Source organism: Sulfuritalea hydrogenivorans sk43H, assembly GCF_000828635.1.
GTDB classification, from domain to species: domain Bacteria; phylum Pseudomonadota; class Gammaproteobacteria; order Burkholderiales; family Rhodocyclaceae; genus Sulfuritalea; species Sulfuritalea hydrogenivorans.
Genome location: NZ_AP012547.1, coordinates 1,621,482 through 1,635,602, shown reverse-complemented (window position 1 = coordinate 1,635,602; position 14,121 = coordinate 1,621,482). Strand labels below are relative to the sequence as shown.

Here is a 14,121-nt window from a genome sequence, read left to right as displayed (position 1 = left end):
GCCCGTCTCAACCGAGCGACTTCAGCGCCGCCGCGTAGTTGGGCTCCTGCCCGATCTCCGGCACCATTTCGCTGTGGATCACCTTGTCGTTCTCGTCCAGCACCACCACGGCGCGGGCGGTAAGCCCGGCCAGCGGGCCGTCGGCCATGGCGACGCCCCAGGCCTTGAGGAACTCCGGATGGCGGAAGGTGGACAGGTGGGCCACATTCTTCAGGCCTTCCAGTTCGCAGAAACGCTTGGCGGCAAACGGCAGATCGCCGGAGATGCAGAGCACGACCGTATTGGCCAGATCGCCGGCAGACTCGTTGAACTTGCGGGTCGATGTGGCGCAGGTCGGCGTATCGATGCTCGGGTAGATGTTCAGCACCTTGCGCTTGCCGGCAAAATCCTTGAGCGAAACATCGGCCAGCGCCGCACTGGTCAACTTGAAGTCCGGGGCCTTCGCGCCGGGGGCGGGAAGATCGCCATCGACGTTAACCGGGTTGCCGCGCAGGGTTATTTTTGTACTCATGGGTAGCTCCTGTTGAGGGTGGTTGGGGGGGTAAGGAAACGCTAGTGTATCCGGATCAGCCGGGGAAGCACGGCCCTGGCGTTCGCCGTCGTGGCAGCCGCAACTTCCTCCAGTCCGATGCCACGCAAATCGGCCAGCGTTTGCGCGATGCGCGACAGTTGGTCCGGCGTGTTGCGGGCGCCGACTCTCCATTCCGGCGGAATATCCGGCGCGTCGGTTTCGAGCACGATGGCATCGAGCGGCAGCGTTGCGGCGAGTTCGCGGATGCGACTGGCGCGCGGGAAGGTCATCGCGCCGCCAAAGCCCAGCTTGAAGCCGAGCTTGATGAATTCGTCGGCCTGCTGCCGGCTACCGTTGAAGGCATGGGCGATGCCGCCGGCCACGCGACATAGCCGCAACGCCTTGAGCACCGGATCGATGGCGCGACGAACATGCAGCAATACCGGCAGGCCGGTATCGCGCGCCATTTTCAGCTGTGCGTTGAAATAGAACTCCTGCCGCGAGTCGTCGCGCGGCTCGATGAAGCGGTCGAGACCGATCTCGCCGATCGCCGACGGCTGCTCGCGCATCACCGTTTCGCGCAGCGCGTCGAGATCGGTTTCGCGGGCCTGATCCACGTACATCGGATGAATGCCGTAGGCCGCGATACAGCAGGAGTAATCGCGGCAGACCGAGGCAACGGCGCCGAAGTTGGCCCGCTCGACTGCCGGCACCACGATCACGCCGACACCCGCCTGCACCGCCGCTTCCGCCACCGCCGCACGGTCGTCGTCGAATTCGACGGCGTCCAGATGGCAGTGGGTATCGACCAGCACGGATTTACTCCAGTTCGTCGATCCAGGCCTGCTGTATGGCTTCGAGCTTCTTCTCGCCGCAGTGGCTCTCGTTTTCCTCGAAGCCCGGCAGCGCCATGACCCAGCGCATCAGGTCGACGAAGTTCAGACGTGTCGGATCGACGGCGGGATGCGCTTCGGCAAGTTGTATCGCAATTTCAAGGGAATCAGTCCATTTCATTTCTTGGAATGCCCTTCCTTGACCATGTTGATGGTGTACTTCGGAATCTCGATCACCAGCGGAACCTGGCCGACCAACGCCTGACAGGAAAGGCGCGAGTTGGGCTCCAGGCCCCAGGCCTTGTCGAGCAGATCTTCCTCGATGTCTTCCGCCGCCGCCAGCGAATTGAAACCCTCGCGCACGACGACGTGGCACGTGGTGCACGCGCAGGACTTTTCGCAGGCGTGTTCGATTTCGATATCGCTGCCGAGCAGCGCGTCGCAGATCGAGGTTCCCGGCGCGGCATCAATGACGGCGCCATCCGGACACAACTCGACATGGGGAAGAACGATTATTTGCGTCATGGCGATATCTGGTCAATTTTGCGGCCGGAGAGCGCGCGCTGCACGCTCTGGTTCATGCGTCGTGCCGCGAATTCGTTGGTGGCGGATCCCAGTGCCTGCATGGCGGCATCGATGGCGCGGCGGTCATCGCCAATCATGACTGCCTGCAGCCGGGTAATGGCAGCGTCGATATGGGCACGCTCCAGGGTCGACAACAGATCCGCCGCATCCTGAAGGGCGGACTGGGTAGCTTCGATCAAGCGCTGTGCTTCAACCTGTGCTTCGCGCAGCGCACGACGGAAGGCGTCATCACCGGCGTGGCTGAAGCTGTCCTTGAGCATGCCGGCAATTTCATCGTCGGTCAGGCCGTAGGACGGCTTGACCTCGATGCGCGCCTCGTGGCCGGTGGTCTGCTCGCGCGCCGTGACCGACAGCAAGCCGTCCGCATCGACCTGGAAGGTGACGCGGATGCGTGCCGCGCCGGCCACCATCGGCGGTATGCCGCGCAATTCGAACTGCGCCAGGCTGCGGCAGTCGGAGACCAGCTCGCGCTCGCCCTGCACCACCTTGATCGCCATCGCCGTCTGCCCATCCTTGAAGGTGGTGAATTCCTGCGCGCGCGCAACCGGAATCGTCGAGTTGCGCGGGATGACCTTTTCGACCAGGCCGCCCATGGTCTCCAGACCCAGCGACAGCGGGATCACGTCGAGCAGCAGCCAATCGTCGCCGGGAGCGCGATTGCCCGCCAGCAGATTGGCCTGGATCGCCGCGCCGAGCGCCACCACCTTTTCCGGGTCGAGGTTGTTGAGCGGCTCCTGCTTGAACAGTTCGGCCACGGCATGCTGGATCTGCGGCATGCGCGTCGAGCCGCCCACCATGACCACGCCGCGCACATCGTCCACGCCGAGTCCCGCATCGCGCAGGGCCTTCCGGGTCGGTGCCAGGGTTTTTTGCACCAGTGTGCGCGAGATCTCGGTAAATATCTCGGTGGTGAGGATCAGGTCGACGTACTCGCCGCTGCCGAGCTTGACCGTGATTGGCACCTGGCCGTGCTGCGACAGCTGTTCCTTGGCTTCGCGGGCGCGCATCTGCAGTAGGCGGGCATCCTGCGGCGAAAGCGGTGCCAGATCGGCCTGCTCGATGATCCAGCAGAAGATGCGGTGATCGAAGTCGTCGCCGCCCAGGGCCGAATCGCCGCCGGTCGCCATGACTTCGAAGACGCCTTTCGACAGGCGCAGGATCGAAATGTCGAAGGTGCCGCCGCCGAGGTCGAACACGGCGTAGATGCCCTCCGCCGAATTGTCGAGGCCGTAGGCAATGGCGGCCGCCGTTGGTTCGTTCAGCAGGCGCAGCACGTTCAGTCCGGCGAGCCGTGCCGCATCCTTGGTGGCCTGGCGCTGGGCGTCGTCGAAATACGCCGGCACGGTGATCACGGCGCCCGTCAGTTCGCCGCCAAGCGAGGCCTCGGCCCGATTGCGCACGGTCTTCAGGATTTCCGCCGATATCTCGACCGGGCTCTTCACGCCCGCAATGGTCTTCAGCTTGACCATGCCCTCGGCATCGACGAAATCGTAAGGCAGGGTTTCGATGTGGGCGATGTCGCGCCGCCCGCGGCCCATGAAACGCTTCACCGAAACGATGGTGTTCTTCGGATCGACGGACTGCCTGGCTTCCGCGCCATAGCCCACTTCGACGCTGCCGTCGGCGGCATAGCAGACCACCGAGGGCAGCAGCGGCCTGCCGCGGGCGTCATTGAGCACCACGCTCATGCCACTCCTGACGGTGGCCACCAGCGAGTTGGTGGTGCCCAGATCGATGCCGACAGCCAGACGATGCTCGTGGGGCGCCGCGGATTCTCCCGGCTCCGCAATTTGAAGAAGTGCCATAGTTTTTTTACGCGGTGACGGCTTCGAGCGCGTCGTCGATTTCGGTCAGCAGTTTTTCCTGAAACATCAGTTGCCGCACCAGATCGGCGGCAGCGGTGTAATCCCTGGTCTTGTCGATCAATTCGGCAACTCGCAGGTATTCGGCCTTGATTTCATTCAGCAGGCGCGAGCGGACCTCGTCCAGCGCCGCTTCATCGGCGGCGGCCCTCGCGTCCATCACCGCTTCACGCAGTTCCATCTGGCTCATGAGGAATTCCGCGGGCATGGCGGTGTTGCTTTCGATCTGCGGGTCGTGCCCGAGCAAATGCAGCAGATAGCGCGCGCGCTTGCCCGGCGACTTGAGCGTCTGGAAGGCCTCGTTGATCCGCGTCGCCCACTGCATGGCTAGGCGCCGGTCGGCGTCGGCGGCTTGTGCGTGCTTGTCCGGATGCACCTGCGCCTGAACCGCGCGAAAGGACTTTTCGAGGCTCTCCAGATCAAGCGACTGGGCGCGCGGCAAGCCGAACAGCGTGAAATGGTCGGCAGCGAAATTCAGGTCAAACGTGGTCATCGAATGAACGTCAGGTATTGAACGACTCGCCGCAGCCGCATGCGTCCTTGACGTTCGGATTGTTGAACTTGAAACCTTCGTTGAGGCCCTCGCGCGCATAATCGAGTTCGGTACCCGCCAGATAGGGCAGGCTCTTCGGATCGACCAGTACCTTGACGCCGTGGCTGAGGAATACGATGTCTTCGGCGTTGGCGGCATCCGCGAATTCCAGCTTGTATGCCATGCCCGAACAGCCCGAGGTCTTGACCCCGAGGCGAATGCCGATCCCCCTTCCGCGCTTGGCGATGTACTTGGCGATGTGGTCCGCGGCGCGTTCGCTGAGGGTCACCGGACTTGCGCTTTCGCTGCCCTGCCAACCTGCCGGCGGGACCTGGGGCACGGCGGCGGCATCGCTCGCGGGTGTGGTGCAAGCACTCATGCTCAAGCTCCCTGTTTCTTTTTGTAATCGGCCACGGCGGCCTTGATCGCATCCTCGGCCAGGATGGAGCAGTGGATCTTCACCGGCGGCAATGCCAGTTCCTCGGCGATCTGCGTGTTCTTGATATCGAGCGCCTGATCCAGCGTCTTGCCCTTGACCCATTCGGTCACCAGCGACGACGAAGCGATCGCCGAACCGCAGCCATAGGTCTTGAACTTGGCATCTTCGATGATGCCGTCCTTGCCGACCTTGATCTGCAGCTTCATGACGTCGCCGCAGGCCGGCGCACCGACCATGCCGGTGGCGACACCCTCGTCATCCTTGCCGAAGGAACCCACGTTGCGCGGGTTTTCGTAGTGATCCAGAACTTTTTCGCTGTATGCCATTATGATTTCCTCAGTGTGCAGCCCATTGAACGGAGTTCAAATCGACGCCGTCCTTGTACATCTCCCAGAGCGGGGAGAGTTCGCGCAGCTTGCCGAGCTTGTCGTGCAGCAGCTTGATGGTGAAATCGATTTCCTCTTCCGTGGTGAAGCGGCCGAGGGTGAAGCGGATCGAACTGTGCGCCAGTTCGTCCGAACGCCCGAGCGAGCGCAGCACATAGGAAGGTTCCAGGCTGGCCGAGGTGCAGGCCGAGCCGCTCGACACGGCGATGTCCTTGACCGCCATGATTAGCGATTCGCCTTCGACGAAGTTGAAGCTGACGTTGAGGTTGTGCGGGACGCGCTGGTCGATGTCGCCATTGACGTAGGTTTCCTCGATGTCGAGCAAACCCTTGAGCAGCCTGTCGCGCAGCATGCGGATGCGCTCGTTCTCGACCGCCATTTCCTCGCGTGCCAGGCGGAAGCATTCGCCCATGCCGATGATCTGGTGTGTCGCCAGCGTGCCCGAGCGCATGCCGCGCTCGTGGCCGCCACCGTGCATCTGTGCTTCGAGGCGGATGCGCGGCTTGCGCCTGACGTAGAGCGCGCCGATGCCCTTGGGGCCATAGGTCTTGTGCGCGCAGAAGGACATCAGGTCGACCTTCAGCTTCGAGAGGTCGATCGGCATCTTGCCGGTGGCCTGCGCCGCATCGACATGGAAGATCACGCTCTTCTCGCGGCAGATTTCGCCGATTTCGGCGATCGGCTGGATCACGCCGATCTCGTTGTTCACCGCCATCACCGAGGCGACGACAGTGTCGGGCCGCAGCGCCGCCTTGAACTGTTCGACGGTGATCAGGCCGTTTTCCTGCGGCACCAGATAGGTCGCCTCGAAGCCCTGGCGTTCGAGTTCCTTGACGGTATCCAGCACCGCCTTGTGCTCGGTGGACACCGTGATGATGTGCTTGCCCTTGGTGCCGGCGTAGAAATGCGCGGCGCCCTTGATGGCGAGGTTGTTGGATTCCGTCGCGCCCGAGGTCCAGATGATTTCCTTGGCGTCGGCGCCGACCAGTGCGGCGACTTCTTCGCGCGCGTCCTCGACGGCTTTCTCCGCTTCCCAACCATAGGAGTGGGAACGCGAGGCCGGGTTGCCGAAGTGCTCGGTCAGCCAGGGAATCATCTTCGCCGCCACGCGCGGATCGACCGGCGTGGTTGCCGAATAGTCCAGGTACACCGGTAGCTTCATTTCAAATTACTCCAGTTCAGCTTGTCAGGGCGGTCAGGCCCTTGAGTTGCGAGATTGTAGTCTGCAGTGCGGCGAGAAAATCGCGCACGTGCGATATCGTGTTTTCCGTACCCAGGCTCACCCGCACTGCGCCGCGCGCGAGCCCTGATTCAATGCCCATCGCCAGCAGCACCCGCGACGGTTCCGGATTGGCGCTGGAACAGGCCGCCCCGGCCGCCACGGCAAAACCAGCGCGATCGAGTTTGCCCACCAGGGTTTCGCCATCGAGGCCGGCGAAGGCAAAGTAGCTGGTGTTGGGCAGGCGTTCGGCGGCGCCCGCGAAGATCGTCGCGCCCTGCGCCTTCAAACCGGCATCGAGCTCGGCACGAAGTGCCGCAAGCTGCGCTGCGCGCGCATCGAGCCGGGCCACGGCCAGCTCGGCCGCGAGACCGAAGCCGACGATCGCCGCGACGTTTTCCGTACCGGAGCGCAGGCCGCGTTCATGGCCGCCGCCTGCGATCAGCGGCTGCAGTTCGACGCGCTTGTCGACCACCAGTGCGCCGGCGCCCTTCGGCCCGCCCAGCTTGTGTGCCGAGAGTGTCATGGCATGCACACCCGCACCATTGAGCGCGCGGAAATCCAGCGGAAGCTTGCCAAAGGCCTGCACCGCATCGGTGTGAAACCATGCTCGCGTTTCCCTGGCCTGCGCCGCAAGCACGCCGACGTCCTGTACGGCACCGGTTTCATTGTTGGCCAGCATGACGGAAACGATCGCCGGCTTTTCTGCCATTGCCGCCTGAAAGTCGGCGCTGGCGACACGGCAATTTGCATCCACGGCGATCTCGCGCAGCCTCCAGCCGTTGCGCACCAACTGTTTCGCCGGCTCGCGCACGCAGGGATGTTCAATCGCGGAGATCGCCACTGCCCCGGGTGTCAGGCAAGCCGCCGCCCCCTTGACGAACAGGTTGTTGGCTTCGGAGCCGCCGCTGGTGAACACCACTTCGGTCGGGTGCGCCCCCACCGCATACGCCACGCGCTGCCGCGCCTCGTCGATTGCGCGCCGCGCCGCGCGACCGTATTCGTGCCGGCTGGAGGCATTGCCGTACTGCTCGCGCAGATAGGGCAGCATGCCTTCCAGCACGCGCGGATCCAGCGGCGTGGTGGCGTTGTGATCGAGATAGACGGGGGCGAACATGGCAATGCGGAAGCTGTCAGGCCGCGACGAGTTCCTCTGCCGGACGGCGCACGCGGCGCAGCGGACGTTCGTCATGCAGCACGGCGGACACACCGGTCTTTTCCTGTTGCTGCGCGACCAGTTCGGCAAGCGTCACCGAACTCAGATACTCGAACATCTTTTCATTCAGGCTGGTCCACAGCTCGTGCGTCATGCAGGGACGCTGATCCTCGGCACAGTTGCCCTTGCCGCCGCAATTCGTGGCATCGAGCGACTCGTCCACCGCATGGATGATGTCGGACACCGAAATCACTTCCAGCGGCTTGGCCAGACAGTAGCCGCCGCCGGGGCCGCGCACGCTGGAGACCAGCTGACGGCGACGCAGCTTGCCGAACAGCTGCTCAAGGTAGGAAAGGGAAATCTTCTGCCGCTCGCTGATGCCGGCCAGGGTTACCGGGCCGGTATGCTGACGCAGGGCAAGATCGATCATTGCGGTTACGGCAAAACGTCCTTTGGTGGTCAGTCTCATGGGAACTCTCCGTCAGGTAATACAGCTGGGGAAACGCTTCAAGGTTAATACCTGAGCGTTTATATCAACTATATTGTATCCCGAGCATTTTAGTCAACTATCTTCGAAAGATAGTTGGGATCGAACTTGTCGGCGGTCGCCACGTCGTCTTCGAGCGATACCCCGGAACGCTCCATGGTCTTCAGCAAGGCCTCGATGCGTCGGTCGGTTTCCACCGCATGATTGAGCAGGCCGTGTATTGCCTGCGCCAGGGGATCGTCCTCGTTGCGCGTCACGGCATAGGCGGAGAAGCCCATCTGGCCGGCCTTGACCTCACGGTCGATCTCGTGGTGGTCCTCGACGATGCGCGCCGGAATGCCGACCGCCGTCGCCCCCGCCGGAACGTCGCGCACCACCACGGCATTCGAGCCGACCTTGGCGCCCGGACCGAGAACGATCGGTCCCAGCACCTTGGCCCCGGCGCCGATCACCACGCCGCGTTGCAAGGTCGGATGCCGCTTGCCCTTGTTCCACGACGTGCCACCCAGCGTGACGCCGTGATACAGCGTGCATTCGTCCTCGATCACCGCCGTCTCGCCAATGACCACACCCATGCCATGGTCGATGAATACCCGGCGGCCGATGGTTGCCCCCGGATGAATCTCGATGCCAGTGATCCAGCGCGTGAAATGCGAAAGGAAGCGTGCCATCCAGCGCAAACGCGCACTCCACAGCCAGTGCGAGACCCGATGCAGCGTCAGGGCATGAAAGCCCGGATAGCAGGTCAGCACCTCCCAAGTGGAACGGGCGGCCGGATCGCGTTCAAAAACGCAGGAGATATCTTCACGCAGACGGGAGAACATGGAGTGATCTATTAGTATTTTATGAAATGGTAGAAATCCCGAGCGCCGGGGTCAAGTTTTATTTGCATTTCGGGCCGGATGCGGCTTTTTCCAGTGCCGCAAACAGTCCGCGCAGGATGTCGACCTCTTTCTTTTCCGGCACGGCACGCGCAAACATGCGCCGTAGCCGCGGAATCAGGCGTTTCGGACTCGCCGGATCGAGGAACTCGCTCGACAGCGCGGCACGCTCGATATGGGCGATCAGGCCCTCCACCTCGTCGTGGGTCGCGAGTTCCCCGGCACCCGAAATCGCCGGAGGGAAACCCGGGTCAAGCGCCGCAAGGCGCAGTTCATAGCACATCACCTGCACCGCCGCCGCGAGGTTGAGCGAACTGAACCCGGCGCTCACCGGAATCATCGCCCAGCGCCGGCACATCGCCAGCTCATCGTTGGACAGCCCCGAGGTTTCGTTGCCGAACACCAGCGCCACGTCTCCGGTGGCGGCGGCGGCCACCAGTTCCGCCGCACCGTCACGGGCCCACAAGGCCGGTACCGCAAGTTCCCGACGACGCGCCGTCATGGCCATCGCCAGCACGGTGCCGCTCAAGGCTTCCGTCAGTGAATCGACCACCTCGGCCGCCACCAGCACGTCGGTGGCACCGGCCGCCATGGCATCGGCCTGGGCATCGGGGAAAACCTTCGGATTCACCAGGATCAGACGCGACAAACCCATGGTCTTCATCGCCCGCGCCGCCGCACCGATGTTGCCCGGATGGCTGGGATGCGAGAGAACGACGCGGATGCGATCGAGGTCGTCAGGTGTCGGCGATGGCGTGGTATTCATGACGTATGTCCCGGCCCCCTGTCGCTGTCCCCTTGGGCCGGAAGGGTATCCCGGGATAGAATTACAGACTTCGTGCGCACCATGCGCCCCTCTTGGCTCGCCCCGCCTTAAAAATTCATGCATCCCACGCTCAACATAGCCGTCAAAGCCGCGCGTCGCGCCGGCCAGATCATCAACCGCGCCAGCATGGACGTCGACAAATTGCGCATCGACGTCAAGCAGCAGAGCGACTACGTTACGGAGGTCGACCGCGCCGCGGAAGCCGCGATCCTCGATGTATTGCGGGAGGCCTATCCCGCTTATGGAATTCTAGCAGAGGAGTCCGGGCTGGCCGGCACCAGCCCCGACAGCGAGTACCAGTGGATCATCGATCCGCTCGACGGCACCACCAACTTCATCCACGGCATGCCGCAATATGCCATTTCGATCGGCCTGGCGCACAAGGGCGTGATGACGCAAGCGGTGGTGTATGACCCCAACCGCAATGAAATCTTCACCGCCAGCAAGGGCGGCGGTGCCTATCTGAACGAAAAGCGGATTCGCGTCGCCAAGCGCACCAAGCTCGATGAAGCGCTGATCGGCACCGGCTTCCCGTATCGCATGTTCGACCATATCGATGCCTACCTCGCGATTTTCCGCGAGGTGGCGCAAAAAACCGCCGGCATGCGCCGCCCCGGCGCCGCCTCGCTGGATCTGGCCTGGGTCGCCTGCGGCCGCATGGACGGCTTCTGGGAACTCGGCCTGTCGCCCTGGGACATGGCCGCCGGCACCCTGCTGATCACCGAAGCCGGCGGCCTGGTCGGCGATCTGTCGGGCGAAGCGAACTACATGCAGACCGGCAACATCGTCGGCGGCAATCCGAAGATATTTTCGCAGTTGCTGCAGATCATCGCGCCGCACCGGACGGCGAAACTGCCGGCATGACCCCGGCCTGATGTCGGCCGCCCTGACGGCCGCCGAACTGGCGGCCCATACCCCCGTGATGCAGCAGTGGCTGCGCAGCAAGGCGGAACACGCCGACAAGCTGCTGTTTTTCCGCATGGGGGATTTCTACGAGCTGTTTTACGAAGATGCCGAGCGCGCGGCGCGCCTGCTCGACATCACGCTGACTGCGCGCGGCCAGTCGGCCGGCAAGCCGATCCCGATGGCCGGGATTCCCTACCACGCCGCGGACGGCTATCTGGCGAAGCTGGTCAAGCTCGGCGTCTCGGTGGCGATCTGCGAACAGATCGGCGATCCCGCGCTGGCCAAGGGCCCGGTGGAGCGCGCGGTGACGCGCATCGTCACGCCGGGCACGCTGACCGACGCCAACCTGCTCGACGACAAGACCGACAACCTGCTGCTGGCGCTGGCCATCGACCGCCAGCGCGCTGGCCTCGCCTGGCTCAACCTCGCCAACGGCGACCTGCGCCTGCTGGAAACCTCGCTCGACGCCCTGCCCGCGCACTTCGAGCGCCTGCGCCCGGCGGAACTCCTGCTGGCCGACGGCCATCGCTCCGCGCTGCCGGAGCATCGCGCCGTCACCCAGCACCTGCCCGACTGGCATTTCGACACGCGCGCCGCCGCGCACGCACTGGCCGAACATTTCGGCACCCGCGATCTGGCCGGTTTCGGCGTGCACGACGAAGAACTCGCGCTGGCTGCCGCCGGCGCGCTCTACCGCTACGCCCAGGCCACGCAATTGCAGGCGCTGGCACACGTGACGCAACTCACGGTCGAACACGAAGGCAGCTACCTGCGCCTCGACGCCGCGACCCGGCGCAACCTGGAAATTTCCGAAACCCTGCGCGGCGAAGCTTCGCCCACCCTGCTCTCGCTGCTCGACACCTGCGCCACCAGCATGGGCTCGCGCTGGCTGCGCCACTGCCTGCATCACCCGCTGACCGAGCGCGGCATTCCGCGCGCGCGTCATGCGGCGGTCGCGGCACTGGTCGGCGATGCCGGCAACGGGCCCTATGTCGAGTTGAGCAAGACGCTGACAGGGTTCGCCGACATCGACCGCATCACCGCCCGCATCGCCCTGAAGAGCGCCCGACCGCGCGACCTTTCCTCGCTGCGCGACAGCCTCGCACGCCTCGACGGCATCAGGTCGACAGTCGGCGCTGGCGGTACGGCGGCAAGGCTGGCCGAACTGGCTGCCGCACTGGCCACGCCGCAGGCTTGCGTCAATCTGCTGACCCAGGCTGTCGCGCTCGAGCCCGCCGCGCTGATTCGCGAAGGCGGCGTCATCGCGCCGGGCTACAACGCCGACCTCGACGAACTGCGCGCCATACAGCACAACTGCGGCGCCTTCCTGATCGAGCTCGAAGCCCGCGAACGCGAGCGAAGCGGCATCGCCAACCTCAAGGTCGAATACAACAAGGTGCATGGCTTCTACATCGAAGTCACCCACGCCAACGTCGAGAAGATTCCGGAGGACTACCGGCGCCGGCAGACGCTGAAGAACGCCGAGCGCTACATCACGCCGGAGCTCAAGAGCTTCGAGGACAAGGCGCTGTCCGCCAACGAACGCGCGCTGGCGCTGGAAAAGCAGTTGTGGGACGAGCTGCTCGGCGCGCTGATGATCCATATCCCGGTGCTGCAGCGCATCGCCCGTGCGATTGCTGAACTCGACGGCCTCGCCGCCTTCGCCGACGCCGCCGTGCGCCACGACTATCGCCAGCCGGAATTCTGCGAAGAAGCGGTCATGGAAATCGAAGGCGGCCGCCATCCCGTGGTGGAACGGCAGATCGACAGCTTCATCGCCAACGACACGCGCCTCTCGCCCGCGCGCCGCATGCTGCTGATCACCGGCCCCAACATGGGCGGAAAATCGACCTACATGCGCCAGGCCGCACTGATCGTCCTGCTCGCCCACTGCGGCAGCTTCGTGCCCGCCACACGTTGCCGGCTGGGGCCGATCGACGCGATCTACACCCGCATCGGCGCCTCGGACGACCTCGCCTCCGGGCGTTCCACCTTCATGGTGGAAATGACCGAGGCGGCCGCGATCCTCAACGGTGCGACGGAAAAGTCGCTGGTGCTGATGGACGAAATCGGCCGCGGTACCTCGACCTTCGACGGCGTCGCGCTGGCCTTCGCCATCGCCCGCCACCTGATCGAGAAGAACCGCGCCTGGACGCTATTCTCCACGCATTACTTCGAACTGACCCGGCTGGCGCAAGATTACCCGGTCTGCGCCAACGTGCATCTCGATGCCGTCGAGCATGGCCACAAGATCGTGTTCCTGCATGCGGTCGAGGAAGGTCCGGCGTCGCAGAGCTACGGCGTGCAGGTCGCCGCGCTGGCCGGCATGCCGCCCGCCGTGGTGCGCGAAGCACGGCGCCGCCTGGCGCTGCTGGAGAACCGCGAAGTCGGCTCGCTGACCCAGCCCGACCTGTTCGCCAGCGCACCGGCGCTGCCGGAACCGCCGCATCCGGCGCTGGATGCCCTGCGTGACGTCAATCCCGACGAACTCAGCCCGCGCGAAGCGCTGGAAAAGCTCTACCAGTTGAACAAGCTGTCCAAGTCGTGAAGCATATCCTTGCGCTGACGATAGCGGCGTTGCTGGCGCTACCGGTGCACGCGGAAACGCTGTCATTCGGCCTGTTCGGCGACATGCCCTACAACCAGTGGCAGCGCGACAACCTCCCCGAGCTGATTGCCGAGATGGATGGCGAAGATCTTGCATTCGTGGTGCACGACGGCGATATCAAGAGCGGCTCCGGCGTTTGCAGCGACGAAGCGCTGCGGGACATTCTTTCGGTGTTCCGGAAATCGCGGCATCCGCTGGTCTATGTGCCGGGCGACAACGAGTGGACCGACTGCCATCGCAAGAGCAACGGCGGTTATGACCCGCTGGAACGCCTGGGCAAACTCCGCGAATGGTTCTTCCCGGACGACATGGCATTGGGCCGGCGACCGTTGAAACTGCAACGCCAGAGTCGCGACCCGGCCTTTGCCAAGTACCGCGAGAACGTGCGCTGGGAAGCCGGCGGCGCCTTGTTTGTCGGCATGAATGTGCCCGGCAGCGACAACAACTATAGCGGCACCAAGCGGGGTAGCGGCCCGGTGGCCGAGTTCATCGAGCGCGGAGCCGCCAACAAGGTCTGGCTGGCCCAGGCCTTTGCGCATGCACGCAACAAAAAACTGGCGGGCATTCTGGTCGTGACCCAGGGCAATCCCGGCTTTCATGCCGCCAATGCCGGCAGGCCCAACCCCGGCTACCGCGACTTCCTGAGCCAGTTGCGCGAGGAGACCCGAAGCTTTGCCGGGCAAGTCGTGCTGGTACATGGCGACACGCACCAGCATCGCATCGATCAGCCGCTGGAAGAACCGGACACGAAGGAAACGGTGAAGAACTTCACCCGCGTCGAAACCATCGGCTCGCCTTTCTTCGGCTGGGTCAGGGGCACGGTGGATGCGGCAGACCCGCAGGTCTTCAAGTTCACGCCGCGCTACTGGAAAGCCCGGCAAGCGAACTGA

The 14,121-nt window shown here is 64.1% G+C and carries 16 protein-coding genes; 3 read left to right on the top strand and 13 right to left on the bottom strand.

What is annotated here, in order from left to right:
- Nucleotides 1–7: 7 nt before the first annotated feature.
- The 13 genes from tpx to SUTH_RS07955 all read right to left on the bottom strand — a co-directional run bounded on the left by tpx (nt 8) and on the right by SUTH_RS07955 (nt 9,657).
- Nucleotides 8–511: a thiol peroxidase gene (gene tpx / locus SUTH_RS08015; protein WP_041098384.1), complete on the bottom strand. Its 504-nt coding sequence runs from the start codon at nt 509–511 to the stop codon at nt 8–10.
- A gap of 41 nt (nt 512–552) precedes the next feature.
- The gene (locus SUTH_RS08010; protein WP_041098383.1) at nt 553–1,326 is read right to left on the bottom strand and encodes a TatD family hydrolase; all 774 of its coding nucleotides are present in this window, start codon (nt 1,324–1,326) and stop codon (nt 553–555) included.
- Between the two features lie 4 nt (nt 1,327–1,330).
- Nucleotides 1,331–1,525 (bottom strand): Fe-S cluster assembly protein IscX, encoded by a 195-nt coding sequence (gene iscX, locus SUTH_RS08005; protein WP_041098382.1) that lies wholly within the window; start codon nt 1,523–1,525, stop codon nt 1,331–1,333.
- Nucleotides 1,522–1,869: an ISC system 2Fe-2S type ferredoxin gene (gene fdx / locus SUTH_RS08000; protein ID WP_041098381.1), complete on the bottom strand. Its 348-nt coding sequence runs from the start codon at nt 1,867–1,869 to the stop codon at nt 1,522–1,524. Before fdx ends, iscX begins: the two co-directional genes overlap by 4 nt.
- Nucleotides 1,866–3,734: a Fe-S protein assembly chaperone HscA gene (hscA, locus tag SUTH_RS07995; RefSeq protein ID WP_041098380.1), complete on the bottom strand. Its 1,869-nt coding sequence runs from the start codon at nt 3,732–3,734 to the stop codon at nt 1,866–1,868. The genes fdx and hscA overlap by 4 nt, the downstream gene beginning before the upstream one ends.
- A 7-nt stretch (nt 3,735–3,741) precedes the next feature.
- Nucleotides 3,742–4,284, bottom strand: coding sequence for a Fe-S protein assembly co-chaperone HscB (gene hscB / locus SUTH_RS07990; protein ID WP_041098379.1), 543 nt, complete (start codon nt 4,282–4,284; stop codon nt 3,742–3,744).
- Nucleotides 4,285–4,294: 10 nt separating this feature from the next.
- Nucleotides 4,295–4,612 carry an iron-sulfur cluster assembly protein IscA gene (gene iscA, locus SUTH_RS07985; protein ID WP_041101981.1) on the bottom strand — a complete coding sequence of 106 codons (318 nt, stop codon included), beginning with the start codon at nt 4,610–4,612 and terminating at the stop codon, nt 4,295–4,297.
- 92 nt (nt 4,613–4,704) lie between these two features.
- On the bottom strand, nt 4,705–5,088 hold the full coding sequence (gene iscU, locus SUTH_RS07980; RefSeq protein ID WP_041098378.1) for a Fe-S cluster assembly scaffold IscU: 384 nt from the start codon (nt 5,086–5,088) through the stop codon (nt 4,705–4,707).
- A 10-nt stretch (nt 5,089–5,098) separates the two neighbouring features.
- Nucleotides 5,099–6,310, bottom strand: a complete 1,212-nt coding sequence (locus SUTH_RS07975) for an IscS subfamily cysteine desulfurase (protein WP_041098377.1) — start codon at nt 6,308–6,310, stop codon at nt 5,099–5,101.
- A 16-nt stretch (nt 6,311–6,326) separates the two neighbouring features.
- Nucleotides 6,327–7,484, bottom strand: a complete 1,158-nt coding sequence (locus SUTH_RS07970) for a cysteine desulfurase family protein (RefSeq protein WP_041098376.1) — start codon at nt 7,482–7,484, stop codon at nt 6,327–6,329.
- A 16-nt stretch (nt 7,485–7,500) separates the two neighbouring features.
- Complete coding sequence (gene iscR / locus SUTH_RS07965; protein WP_041098375.1) at nt 7,501–7,992, bottom strand: Fe-S cluster assembly transcriptional regulator IscR; 492 nt, start codon at nt 7,990–7,992, stop codon at nt 7,501–7,503.
- A gap of 89 nt (nt 7,993–8,081) precedes the next feature.
- A complete protein-coding gene (gene cysE / locus SUTH_RS07960; RefSeq protein WP_041098374.1) occupies nt 8,082–8,834 on the bottom strand; it encodes a serine O-acetyltransferase in 753 nt (250 codons plus the stop codon).
- A gap of 58 nt (nt 8,835–8,892) precedes the next feature.
- On the bottom strand, nt 8,893–9,657 hold the full coding sequence (locus SUTH_RS07955; RefSeq protein ID WP_041098373.1) for an RNA methyltransferase: 765 nt from the start codon (nt 9,655–9,657) through the stop codon (nt 8,893–8,895).
- A 117-nt stretch (nt 9,658–9,774) separates the two neighbouring features.
- Between SUTH_RS07955 and SUTH_RS07950 the strand changes: the two genes are divergently transcribed.
- The 3 genes from SUTH_RS07950 to SUTH_RS07940 are packed head-to-tail and all read left to right on the top strand — an operon-like array spanning nt 9,775 to nt 14,121.
- Nucleotides 9,775–10,581 (top strand): inositol monophosphatase family protein, encoded by an 807-nt coding sequence (locus tag SUTH_RS07950; RefSeq protein WP_041098372.1) that lies wholly within the window; start codon nt 9,775–9,777, stop codon nt 10,579–10,581.
- Nucleotides 10,582–10,591: 10 nt separating this feature from the next.
- Complete coding sequence (gene mutS, locus SUTH_RS07945; RefSeq protein WP_041098371.1) at nt 10,592–13,171, top strand: DNA mismatch repair protein MutS; 2,580 nt, start codon at nt 10,592–10,594, stop codon at nt 13,169–13,171.
- Entirely contained in the window at nt 13,168–14,121 is a 954-nt protein-coding gene (locus SUTH_RS07940; protein WP_041098370.1) for a metallophosphoesterase family protein, read from the top strand. Before mutS ends, SUTH_RS07940 begins: the two co-directional genes overlap by 4 nt.

What these genes read in the sequence shown, in the direction of transcription:
- tpx (WP_041098384.1), bottom strand. Translation starts at nt 511, where the DNA reads ATGAGTACAAAAATAACCCTGCGCGGCAACCCGGTTAACGTCGATGGC.
- SUTH_RS07975 (WP_041098377.1), bottom strand. Translation starts at nt 6,310, where the DNA reads ATGAAGCTACCGGTGTACCTGGACTATTCGGCAACCACGCCGGTCGAT.
- SUTH_RS07970 (WP_041098376.1), bottom strand. Translation starts at nt 7,484, where the DNA reads ATGTTCGCCCCCGTCTATCTCGATCACAACGCCACCACGCCGCTGGAT.
- iscX (WP_041098382.1), bottom strand. Translation starts at nt 1,525, where the DNA reads ATGAAATGGACTGATTCCCTTGAAATTGCGATACAACTTGCCGAAGCG.
- iscR (WP_041098375.1), bottom strand. Translation starts at nt 7,992, where the DNA reads ATGAGACTGACCACCAAAGGACGTTTTGCCGTAACCGCAATGATCGAT.
- hscB (WP_041098379.1), bottom strand. Translation starts at nt 4,284, where the DNA reads ATGACCACGTTTGACCTGAATTTCGCTGCCGACCATTTCACGCTGTTC.
- hscA (WP_041098380.1), bottom strand. Translation starts at nt 3,734, where the DNA reads ATGGCACTTCTTCAAATTGCGGAGCCGGGAGAATCCGCGGCGCCCCAC.
- mutS (WP_041098371.1), top strand. Translation starts at nt 10,592, where the DNA reads ATGTCGGCCGCCCTGACGGCCGCCGAACTGGCGGCCCATACCCCCGTG.
- iscU (WP_041098378.1), bottom strand. Translation starts at nt 5,088, where the DNA reads ATGGCATACAGCGAAAAAGTTCTGGATCACTACGAAAACCCGCGCAAC.
- fdx (WP_041098381.1), bottom strand. Translation starts at nt 1,869, where the DNA reads ATGACGCAAATAATCGTTCTTCCCCATGTCGAGTTGTGTCCGGATGGC.
- cysE (WP_041098374.1), bottom strand. Translation starts at nt 8,834, where the DNA reads ATGTTCTCCCGTCTGCGTGAAGATATCTCCTGCGTTTTTGAACGCGAT.
- SUTH_RS07950 (WP_041098372.1), top strand. Translation starts at nt 9,775, where the DNA reads ATGCATCCCACGCTCAACATAGCCGTCAAAGCCGCGCGTCGCGCCGGC.
- SUTH_RS07955 (WP_041098373.1), bottom strand. Translation starts at nt 9,657, where the DNA reads ATGAATACCACGCCATCGCCGACACCTGACGACCTCGATCGCATCCGC.